Source organism: Stutzerimonas sp. 21-1, from assembly GCF_056336065.1.
Window position 1 is genome coordinate 1,668,519 of sequence record NZ_CM150500.1, and the last position, 9,236, is coordinate 1,677,754.

Annotated in this window: 13 protein-coding genes; 6 read left to right on the forward strand and 7 right to left on the reverse strand. The window is 61.8% G+C overall.

All coding sequences use genetic code 11. From position 1 onward, the window contains the following. Positions 1-22: 22 nt before the first annotated feature. On the forward strand, positions 23-913 hold the full coding sequence (locus tag AC0ZJQ_RS08240) for an EamA family transporter (protein ID WP_155553080.1): 891 nt from the start codon (positions 23-25) through the stop codon (positions 911-913). 47 nt (positions 914-960) lie between these two features. Here the strand turns inward: AC0ZJQ_RS08240 and AC0ZJQ_RS08245 are convergent, their stop codons facing one another. Together AC0ZJQ_RS08245 and AC0ZJQ_RS08250 are read right to left on the reverse strand one after the other, a co-directional pair. After that, positions 961-1,092 (reverse strand): hypothetical protein, encoded by a 132-nt coding sequence (locus AC0ZJQ_RS08245; RefSeq protein ID WP_256203196.1) that lies wholly within the window; start codon positions 1,090-1,092, stop codon positions 961-963. A 116-nt stretch (positions 1,093-1,208) separates the two neighbouring features. Further along, the gene (locus AC0ZJQ_RS08250; RefSeq protein ID WP_043296471.1) at positions 1,209-1,427 is read right to left on the reverse strand and encodes a hypothetical protein; all 219 of its coding nucleotides are present in this window, start codon (positions 1,425-1,427) and stop codon (positions 1,209-1,211) included. Between the two features lie 121 nt (positions 1,428-1,548). Here AC0ZJQ_RS08250 and dgt point away from each other — a divergent pair, with 121 nt between their 5' ends. Together dgt and AC0ZJQ_RS08260 are read left to right on the forward strand one after the other, a co-directional pair. Beyond that, positions 1,549-3,039: a dGTPase gene (gene dgt / locus AC0ZJQ_RS08255; RefSeq protein WP_155553078.1), complete on the forward strand. Its 1,491-nt coding sequence runs from the start codon at positions 1,549-1,551 to the stop codon at positions 3,037-3,039. A gap of 141 nt (positions 3,040-3,180) precedes the next feature. Next, positions 3,181-3,426, forward strand: a complete 246-nt coding sequence (locus AC0ZJQ_RS08260) for a DUF2789 domain-containing protein (protein ID WP_043296704.1) — start codon at positions 3,181-3,183, stop codon at positions 3,424-3,426. Between the two features lie 12 nt (positions 3,427-3,438). On the opposite strand, the gene AC0ZJQ_RS08265 is transcribed toward AC0ZJQ_RS08260, so the two are convergent. Both AC0ZJQ_RS08265 and AC0ZJQ_RS08270 read right to left on the reverse strand, forming a co-directional pair. Further along, complete coding sequence (locus tag AC0ZJQ_RS08265; protein WP_256662733.1) at positions 3,439-4,152, reverse strand: hypothetical protein; 714 nt, start codon at positions 4,150-4,152, stop codon at positions 3,439-3,441. A 13-nt stretch (positions 4,153-4,165) separates the two neighbouring features. Then, positions 4,166-4,786: a sigma-70 RNA polymerase sigma factor region 4 domain-containing protein gene (locus tag AC0ZJQ_RS08270; protein ID WP_178091780.1), complete on the reverse strand. Its 621-nt coding sequence runs from the start codon at positions 4,784-4,786 to the stop codon at positions 4,166-4,168. Between the two features lie 166 nt (positions 4,787-4,952). On the opposite strand from AC0ZJQ_RS08270, the gene AC0ZJQ_RS08275 reads away from it, so the two are divergent. The 3 genes from AC0ZJQ_RS08275 to AC0ZJQ_RS08285 all read left to right on the forward strand — a co-directional run bounded on the left by AC0ZJQ_RS08275 (position 4,953) and on the right by AC0ZJQ_RS08285 (position 6,884). Continuing rightward, the gene (locus AC0ZJQ_RS08275; RefSeq protein ID WP_314020320.1) at positions 4,953-5,777 is read left to right on the forward strand and encodes an inositol monophosphatase family protein; all 825 of its coding nucleotides are present in this window, start codon (positions 4,953-4,955) and stop codon (positions 5,775-5,777) included. Positions 5,778-5,962: 185 nt separating this feature from the next. Then, positions 5,963-6,223, forward strand: coding sequence for a hypothetical protein (locus AC0ZJQ_RS08280; protein ID WP_155553072.1), 261 nt, complete (start codon positions 5,963-5,965; stop codon positions 6,221-6,223). A 247-nt stretch (positions 6,224-6,470) separates the two neighbouring features. Beyond that, on the forward strand, positions 6,471-6,884 hold the full coding sequence (locus AC0ZJQ_RS08285; RefSeq protein ID WP_008566931.1) for an HPF/RaiA family ribosome-associated protein: 414 nt from the start codon (positions 6,471-6,473) through the stop codon (positions 6,882-6,884). Positions 6,885-7,006: 122 nt separating this feature from the next. On the opposite strand, the gene AC0ZJQ_RS08290 is transcribed toward AC0ZJQ_RS08285, so the two are convergent. From AC0ZJQ_RS08290 to ubiG, 3 genes are read right to left on the reverse strand one after another with little or no spacing between them, the layout of a single operon-like run. Then, a complete protein-coding gene (locus AC0ZJQ_RS08290; protein WP_165595032.1) occupies positions 7,007-7,747 on the reverse strand; it encodes a YciK family oxidoreductase in 741 nt (246 codons plus the stop codon). A gap of 46 nt (positions 7,748-7,793) precedes the next feature. Then, a complete protein-coding gene (mupP, locus tag AC0ZJQ_RS08295; protein ID WP_165595033.1) occupies positions 7,794-8,465 on the reverse strand; it encodes an N-acetylmuramic acid 6-phosphate phosphatase MupP in 672 nt (223 codons plus the stop codon). Continuing rightward, complete coding sequence (gene ubiG / locus AC0ZJQ_RS08300; RefSeq protein ID WP_008566934.1) at positions 8,465-9,163, reverse strand: bifunctional 2-polyprenyl-6-hydroxyphenol methylase/3-demethylubiquinol 3-O-methyltransferase UbiG; 699 nt, start codon at positions 9,161-9,163, stop codon at positions 8,465-8,467. Before ubiG ends, mupP begins: the two co-directional genes overlap by 1 nt. Positions 9,164-9,236: the final 73 nt, after the last annotated feature.

Sequence of the window (9,236 nt, forward strand, 5' to 3'; positions counted from 1 at the left end):
ACCCGATGCGGGGTGGGGTGTCATGTCGCCGAGAGATCTGTTGCTCGCTCTGGTCGTGATCGTGGTCTGGGGCTTGAACTTCGTCGTCATCATGGTGGGGTTGCAAGATGTGCCGCCCATGCTGCTCGGGGCGTTGCGCTTTTTGCTGGCGGCGTTGCCGGCGGTTTTCTTCATCAGGCCGCCGCGGGTGCCGTTGCGCTGGTTGTTGGCCTATGGCCTGACCATTTCACTGGGGCAGTTCGCGTTCCTGTTCTCGGCAATGAAGGTAGGCATGCCCGCCGGGCTGGCTTCGCTGGTTCTGCAGTCGCAGGCGTTCTTCACGCTGTTCTTTGCCGCGCTGCTGCTGGGCGAGCGGGTGCGTGCCGTTAATCTGTTGGGGTTGCTGGTTGCTGCCGGCGGGCTGGCGCTGATCGGCGCGCAGAGTGGGCAGGGGATGACGCTGGCCGGCTTCGTGCTGACCATCGGCGCAGCGTCGATGTGGGCGCTGGGCAACGTCGTGACGCGCAAGATCGGCGATGTGAATCTGGTTGGCCTGGTGGTGTGGGGCAGCCTGGTGCCGCCGTTGCCGTTTCTGGGGCTATCGTGGTGGCTGGAAGGGCCGGTAGCCATCGAGACCGCACTGCAGGGCTTCGGCCTGAAGTCCTTGTTGGTGCTGGCCTATCTGTCGTTCGGCGCGACCATTCTCGGCTACAGCCTGTGGAGTCGACTGTTGTCGCGCTATCCGGCGAGCCAGGTGGCGCCGTTCTCGCTGCTGGTGCCGGTGGTTGGTCTGTCGTCGTCGGCGCTGCTGCTCGGCGAGCGCCTCGATACGCTACAGATGGCTGGCGCCCTGCTGGTCATGCTGGGGTTGCTGGTCAATGTCGGCGGTGCGCGGCTGGTCGGGCTCATGCGTCCGCTCGGAGCACGCCCGTAAGGCCGAACGCCCCGCAGCGTGCGGGGCGTGTCTGGCGGGAGTGTCGCCTAGTGGGTTGCGGTGTGGCTGCCCAGGAGTGTGGAGCCGCTCTTCTTGGCGCGCTTGGCCAGGCGTTTTTCCTGAGCGCTTTTCAGCGGCTTCTTCTTGGCCTGCTTCTTCGTATCCATACCCTTGCTCATGATGTTCACCTCGGACGGTAAGTGGCTGGGTACTTCGACTCGGCGGTACGGAGCGACTGGTCGAACCGCGCCTGCCTGCCCAAACAGTATGGACCCGCTGTCGTCAGGCAGCCTGTTCAGCGAGACGGGCGGCTGCGCTCATTCCCGGGTTCGCGGCTGAGCCGCTCGAGTTCGCGACGGACCATCGAGGCGTATTCGGCGGGACTGAGCCGATAAAGCTCGGTCGCGACCCAAGCGAGCCATTGCGCACCCAGCGTAGCGCGCTGGTCGAGCAGTCGCTGTGCTTCGGCCTGGGCGCGTGCTGCGTTCTGCTGATGGAAATCCGCTCGTTTCATGGGGCCTCCTGTCGATGTGGGCGACTGGATAGCAGAGCCCGTGCGCCAATGCCAGCCCCACGCTTGGTATCGCGGCGACAGCGCGTTAGGCTCGGCGCTTTCCGTTGCGCGAGTGCGAGCTATGCCGGTTGATTTCAAGGAAAAGATTTCCCGCCAACGTCCCTACGGCAGGGTCGAGGCTGGCATGAGGGCGAGCGACGGCGACATTGCTGCAATCCTCGATCAGCTGGAAAGCGATCGTGGCCGTATCATCAATTCCGCTGCCGTGCGTCGGCTGCAGCAGAAGACGCAGGTCTTTCCGCTGGAGCGCAACGCCGCGGTGCGCAGCCGCCTCACGCATTCGCTGGAGGTGCAGCAGACCGGCCGGTTTATCGTCCGCACGCTGTACAAGCAACTGGGTGCCAGAGCCTCGGACTACGGTCTGGATGGGCTGGAAAACGTGCTGCAGACCCTGGTGGAGATGGCCTGCCTGATGCACGACATCGGCAATCCACCCTTCGGCCATTTCGGCGAATTCGCTATCGGCGAATGGTTCGCACGTCACCTCGACGAGCTGTTTGCCGGCGCGGTGCCGCTTGAGCAAGGCGATGCCGAGCTACGCGCGCGCATGCTGGCCGACCTCAAGCGCTTCGAGGGCAACGCTCAGGCGATCCGTCTGGTAGTGAGTCTGTTGCGGTTGAATCTGACCTATACCCAGACCGCCGGACTGCTCAAGTACGTGCGTGCCGCGTATGCCGAGCGTCCGCCGCAAGGCAGCCCCGGCGCTTATCTGCAGAAAAAGCCCGGTTTCTACCTGTCGGAGCAGCCGTTCATCGAGCAATTGCAGCAGGTGCTCGACTTGCGACCCGGTAGCCGCCATCCGCTCGCCTACATCATGGAGGCCGCGGATGACATCGCCTATTGCTTGGCCGATATCGAGGACTCGGTGGAGAAGGGCATCTTCACCATCGAGCAGTTGGCGCAGCTGTTGCTGGTCAAGTTCGCCGAGCATGGTGCGCTGGATGAGCCGATTCCCGGTGCCGAGCGCAGTTTCCGCAGCATGGTTGGCTACGCACTGGAGCGCGCCGGGCGTGAGCCGATTAACAAAACCGGCGAATTCTTCATCTGGCTGCGGGTGACGATGATTCACCCGCTGGTACAGCACGCCGCGCGGCAGTTCATCGACAACATCGAAGCGGTCTATCACGGCACACTGGATCGAGCGCTGCTGGAGGATCGCAGCCTGCCGAACGCCATCGTGCAGACCTTCAAGGACGTGGCGATGGATCGGGTGTTCTGCCATCGCGAAGTGGAAACGCTGCAACTGCAGGGCTATCGCATCCTCCAGGGACTGCTGGATGACTATGGCGCTTTGCTGCGGGTTGCGCCGGCGACCTTCCGCGCGCTGGCTGCCGGTGACTGCCGGCGCGAGCCGCAACTGCAGATGCTCGCTCGGCGCCTGCCCGATCAGCTGGTCAAGGCCTATCACGAGGCGCTGAAGGACGTGCCGCAGGATTCGCCGGATTTTCCGCTGTGGGAGTTCTACTACCGTAGCCGCCTGCTGCAGGACCTAGTCAGCGGCATGACCGATCAGCTCGCTCAGGACGAATACCGCGCGCTGTCGGCGCTGTAGCTGGAGGCAGCGGAGGGCGGTCGCGGAGTGCGCTATGCCATCGTGCCGGAGAAAACTTGGTGGAACTGCATCGCTTGCGATGGCCTCTTATCTGCAACGGCGCGTGCATGATCGCTTGCGCCATCGATGCGGAGAATCTTCATGGAACTGCCCAATAAAGACCTCGGTACCCTGTTCGAGCAACTGGGGCTGGACTCCGATCCGGCCAGTATCGACGCGTTCATCGCCCAGCATGCGCCGCTGCCCAACGAGGTGAAGGTGTCCGAGGCGCCGTTCTGGAACGAATCGCAAGCGGCATTCCTCAAGGGCGAATTGCTGGAGGACGCCGAGTGGGCGCCGATCGTCGATGAACTCAACGTGCGTCTGCACGAACACAACGCGCCGTGATCTCCGGCGCGCTCAGGCATTCTGCGTAAGCGCGACGGCCAGCCCCAGCGCGATACTCAGCGAAAAGCTCAACAGCGTACCCAACAGTACATATTCGCTGCGCTGGCGGTTGTTGCGGCCCTTGAGTTCGTTGAAGCGCAGGATACTTTTAGCCGTTAGCAAAAAGCCGATTGCCTGCCATTGGTCCAGCAGCACGAAGGTCACGATCAAGCCACGCTCCAGATAGCCGACGAAAGCGCCGCCGTTGACCAGCGAATCGTCGGTGCCTATGCGCTCCTGCCAGGGTTTGAGCAGGGCGCCGATCAACGCCGAAGCTGGTTTGAAGACCACCAGATAGGTCAGCAGGATCGACAGGTGATGAACGCTTGCCTGCGATTGCAGAAAGCTCGGCAACGCAGTCCACAGCCGTTCGCTGGTTAACCAGAGCGCCAGCACCAGTACTACCTGCACGCCATGCTCCAGAAGGAGTGTGGCAGCAGTGCGTTGTCCCCGACTGGCCGCCCAGCCGGCGGTCAGCAGGCGGCCCGACGCCAATACCAGGGCCGCACCGCAGGCGAACGCCAGTCCGCCGCGCAGCAGCCCGAATAGCGCCAGCGCCATGAGTCCTTGGGCAAATGCCAGAAGATAGAGCGCCGGGCTGCGCCAGGCTGGCGAGTGAGTCCGAATACGCTGGCGCAGCGGCAGCAGGAAATCCACGGCGACATGCCCGAGCAGCAGCGCCAGCAACAGCGTCGTCGAGTCAGGCATGCGGTAGCTCCTCGACCCAGCTGCGAGTGCAGGTCAGATAGCGATCCACCAGGCGCGCGTCGGCGCGCTGCAGGGCCTTGGTCACCGTCACGCGGGATTTGCCCAGCTGTTCGGCGATGCTTTGCTGGTCGCGACCTTGAATCAGATGCAGGAAATAGGTGTGCGCCTCCACGGGGGTCCAGCGATCAATCAGCGCGGCGAGGAATGCAGTTGGCAACTCGGTGCAGCGCTGGAGCTGGGGCTCGTCGCTGAAGATGCAGAGTGTTTCCTTTTTCATCCCATCCAACCCTCTACCCGAGAGAACGAAGGCTTCGCTGTAGGGCTGCGCGGCAGTGTCGTCCTGACTGATGCCCAGGGCCAGCCGCGCGTCCCAGCGTTCGCCTGGCGCGCTAGCGGCAAGCAGGCCGGCGCGTATCGCCACCGCGCAGTCGAAGGCGTCCTGCGCGTGGCGCATGACAACCTGAAAGCCATCGCCGCGGAAGGTTTCGGCCTGGGCGTCAAAATGCGCGCCGAGTTCGCCGAGCAAGGTCTTCAGCCGAGCGATGAATGCATTGGGATCACGCATCGCGCGTGAGTCGATGAGGTCTCCGGTCAGGACTGCCTTCAGGTTCACGAGTCGCTCCGTGGTGTAAATGCGCTACCTGCCAGAAAGTAGCCTTAAATGGCTACTTATTCAAATGTTGCCTATAAAGGCCACTAAAAATTGCTGTGATGCGGTATGCCCGAGCGCTGCCTGTCTCTAGAATCCCGTCTTCACTTCGGGTTCTGAGGATTTTGCGATGGCTTCTTCCCACAATACCGACACTGCGCTCGATATCGAGGCGCGTTATGCCTGGGCGAAAAGCGTGGCGCAGCAGGCCGCGCAAATGGGCATGGAGTTCTATCTGCAACGCGACGATCTAACGGTAGAGCACAAGGGGGATGACCGACAGGACGTGGTCAGCATTGCCGACAAGCAGATCGAAGCCTTCATCCGTGCGCAGCTGAGCGAGCATTTCCCCGAGGATGGCTTTCTCGGCGAGGAGAGCGGCTCGGCCGATCTCAATGCACGCTGCGTCTGGGTCATCGATCCCATCGACGGCACTGCCTGCTTCGTCAATGGGCTGCATAACTGGTGTGTATCCGTCGGCCTGCTGGTGGATGGTGAGCCCTATCTCGGTGCCATCGCAGACCCGAATCACCGCGAACTGTTCCACGGCTGCAAGGGCAGCGGTGCCTTCGTCAATGACACACCGCTGGCCGTCAGCCAGGCGCAGCACGTGCGCGAGGGATTGACGGGGACCGGAACCTTCCATCCGCGCGGCAAGGAGCATTTCATCCCCTTTCTGCAACAGCTGCTGGAGGAGGGCGGCATGTTCATCCGCAACGGTTCTGGTGCGCTGATGACGGCCTATGTCGCAGCCGGGCGCTTGATTGGCTACTACGAAACGCAGCTCAAAAGTTGGGATTGCCTCGCAGGTCTTGTGCTTGTGACGGAAGCCGGGGGGCGGATCAACGATTTCTTTCGCAACGATGGCTTGCTCGATGGCAATCCTTATCTGGTGGCCTGTCCAGGCGTTTATGACCAGCTGGCGGAATTGATCGGTCCGTCGCTGGATGGCTGAGGCGCCCTTCGTCGGTCGCGCATTGCATTGCCGTAGTGAGGCGCGCAGCCTGTCGAACACGCCCGGATAGAATCCGTTCTCGGAGTGCTTGCCGGGTGGATGCTTGGTACTCCAGCGGGGCTTTTGTTGCTGTTGAACAGTCGTATCGTCCTGATGGATGCCTTCGAGACTGCGAGGTACCGATCATGAGCACGATGCAATGCACCTACCGGGGCTATCACATCATCGCCGATGTGATGGAGTATCCCGGTTCGCCCACACCCTGGGCCGGCGGTTGCCGAATCAGCGACCCTTCAGGCCATGCTACCCGCCGCATGCCTCTACCCGTCGAGCACGCCTTCATGGCGGAGCTGGACAAGGCCCAGCGTCTTTCCTTGGCACATGGAAAATGGCTGGTAGATCAATGTCTTGATCACGGCGTGAGGCTGTTCCCCGAGGCCGCATGAAAACGATGCGTGGTTTCGCAGGTTTTCGATGCGGCCCCCTCAAAATCGGGGCCGGCTGCGAACGCTCGTCAACCATCGGGCAATTGCCAGCATCGCGCTGCGAAACGGCATGGTCGTGCCGGCAGCCATCGCGCTCCTTTCACAGCTGCGCTGATTTTCCCCGTTGCTTAAAAGCGGCAACGGTGGCATAGCTTGTATCAAGCCATCCGAAAAGATGGCCTTCACGAAGCGGAAGTAAGGACGACGTATGCAAATCCAGGTTCATAGCGATAACCACATCGAAGGCAGTGCCCGGTTGGTCGACTGGGTGAGTGCCAGTGTCGCCAGCAAGCTGGAGCGTTTCGACGACGAACTGACCCGGATCGTCGTGCATCTCAATGACGAAAATGGCGAGAAGGCCGGCGCACATGACAAGCGCTGCCAGATCGAGGCCCGCCCGAAAGGGCAGCAGCCGATTTCCGTGACCCACAAGGCCGAGTCGCTGGAGCTGGCCATCGACGGTGCGATCGATAAGCTGGGCAACGCGTTGAATCACCACTTCGGCAAGCTGCGCAGCAAGCGTGCCGTCACCCAGGCACAAGAAAATGAAGGCGGCGCCGGCATGCAGGATGCGCTGCTGGAGGAGGATTTCCTCGCCGACGAGCAGCTGCGGAGCTCGTGAATGCATCCGCCGGGCCTCGCATCGCCTAGCGCGGTGGCAACGTTCGGCGAGTGATTACCTTCTTCGCTAACAAAAACGGGGTGCCCGCATGCGGTGCACCCCGTTTCTCTATACGACTTCGGTTATTGAGCGTTCAATGCCTGGCCGTTGATGCCTGCGCTATCGGGACCCATGAGATACAGATAGACCGGCATGATGTCCTGTGGCAGCGGATTGACCAGCGGATTCTCCCCTGGGTAGGCCTTGGCGCGCATGTCGGTGCGCGTAGCGCCCGGATTCACGCTGTTGGCGCGAATCGAGGCGGTGCCATCGAGTTCATCGGCCAGGACCTGCATCAGCCCTTCGGTGGCGAATTTCGACACCGCGTACGCGCCCCAGTATGCGCGGCCCTTACGACCGACGCTGCTGGAGGTGAAGATGACCGACGCATCCGTCGACAGTCTGAGCAGCGGCAGCAGCGTACTGGTGAGCATGAACATCGCGTTCACGTTCACCTGCATCACACGCATGAAGTTGTCGCCCGAGAGCTGCTCCAGCGGTGTACGCGGACCGACGATGGCGGCGTTGTGCAACAGGCCGTCCAGACGGCCGAACTCGCGCTCAATCATCGCGGCAAGCTCGTCGTACTGGTGCGGCAGTGCCGTCTCCAGATTGAACGGAATGACTGCCGGACGTGGGTGGCCCGCTGCCTCGATATCGTCGTAGACGCGGTTGAGGTTGTCTTCGTTCTTGCCCAGCAGCAGCACCGTGGCGCCATGAGCGGCGTAGGCCTTCGCGGCCGCTTCGCCGATGCCGCGGCCAGCGCCGGTCACCATGATGATTCGGCCCGCGAGAAGGTCGGGGCGGGCGGTGTAGTCAAACATTGAAGGTCTCTCTTGTTTCAGAAATCTGAACGCAGCACGCTATGGTTCAGCAGCTGCACAGTGCCCGGTCGAGCACGGAGCGCAGTTCAAACGGGTTGTCTACCACCACGTCGGCACCCCACAGGCCCGGGTTATCGTCCGGGTGGATGTAGCCGTAACGCACTGCGGCAGTCTTACTGCCGGCGGCGCGCCCCGATTCGATATCGCGCAGATCGTCGCCGACGAAGAGCACGGTAGACGGGTCCAGCTGCAGCTTGCTGCATGCGAGCAGCATCGGTTCTGGATCAGGCTTGCTGCGACTGACATGGTCGGGACAGATCAGCACCGAGGAGCGCGAAGCGAGCCCGAGCTGCTGCATGATCGGTTCGGCGAAACGCAATGGCTTGTTGGTTACCACGCCCCAGATCAGCTTCGCTTGCTCGATGTCCTGAAGCAGTTGCTCCATCCCGTCATACAGGCGGCTGAACACCGCGCAATGCGATTGGTAGCGCTCGAGAAACTCCAGACGCAGCGTTTCGAATTCGCCTGACATCGGGTCGACGTCGAATGCACTCAGTACCATCGCCCGCGCACCGCCAGAAACCACATCGCGTATCTGCTGATCCGGGACCGGGTTCAGGCCGCGCGCCAGTCGCATGGCTTGGGCAACGGCGATGAAGTCAGGCGCGGTATCGAGCAGCGTTCCGTCCATATCGAATAAAACGGCGCGCAGGCGCATCAAGCCTCCTTGATGGTCTGAACCATGTAGTTGACATCGACATCCGCCGACAGCTTGTAGAACTTGGTCAGCGGATTGTAGGTGAGGCCGACGATATCCTTGACCGCCAAGCCGGCATCGCGGCTCCAAGCGCCCAGCTCCGACGGCCGGATGAACTTCTTGAAATCGTGCGTGCCGCGCGGCAGCAATTGCAGCAAATATTCCGCCCCGATGATGGCAAGCGCATAGGCTTTCGGATTGCGGTTGATGGTCGAGAAAAACACTTGGCCACCGGGCTTCACCAGTGCGCAGCAGGCGCGAATCACCGAAGCCGGGTCCGGCACGTGTTCCAGCATTTCCAGGCAGGTTACGACATCGAACTGTTCGGGAGATTGCGCAGCCAGGTCTTCGGCGGTGATTTGCCGGTAATCGATCTCCAGTCCCGACTCCAGCAGGTGCAGGCGCGCCACCGAAAGCGGCGCTTCGCCCATGTCGATACCCGTGACCTGGGCGCCGCGCTGAGCCATCGCCTCGCTGAGAATCCCCCCGCCGCAACCGACATCGAGCACCTTCTTGCCGGCCAGGGCGACGTGTTCGTCGATCCAGTTGACGCGTAGTGGATTGATTTCGTGTAGCGGTTTGAATTCGCTTTCACGATCCCACCAGCGATGGGCGAGTGCTTCGAATTTGGCGATTTCGGCGTTGTCGACGTTGCTCATGGTCTGTTCCGTTTAAGATCTTGAGGTGAAGATTGAGCTGCAATCGCTCATGTTGCCAGCCTCAGTCCGATAA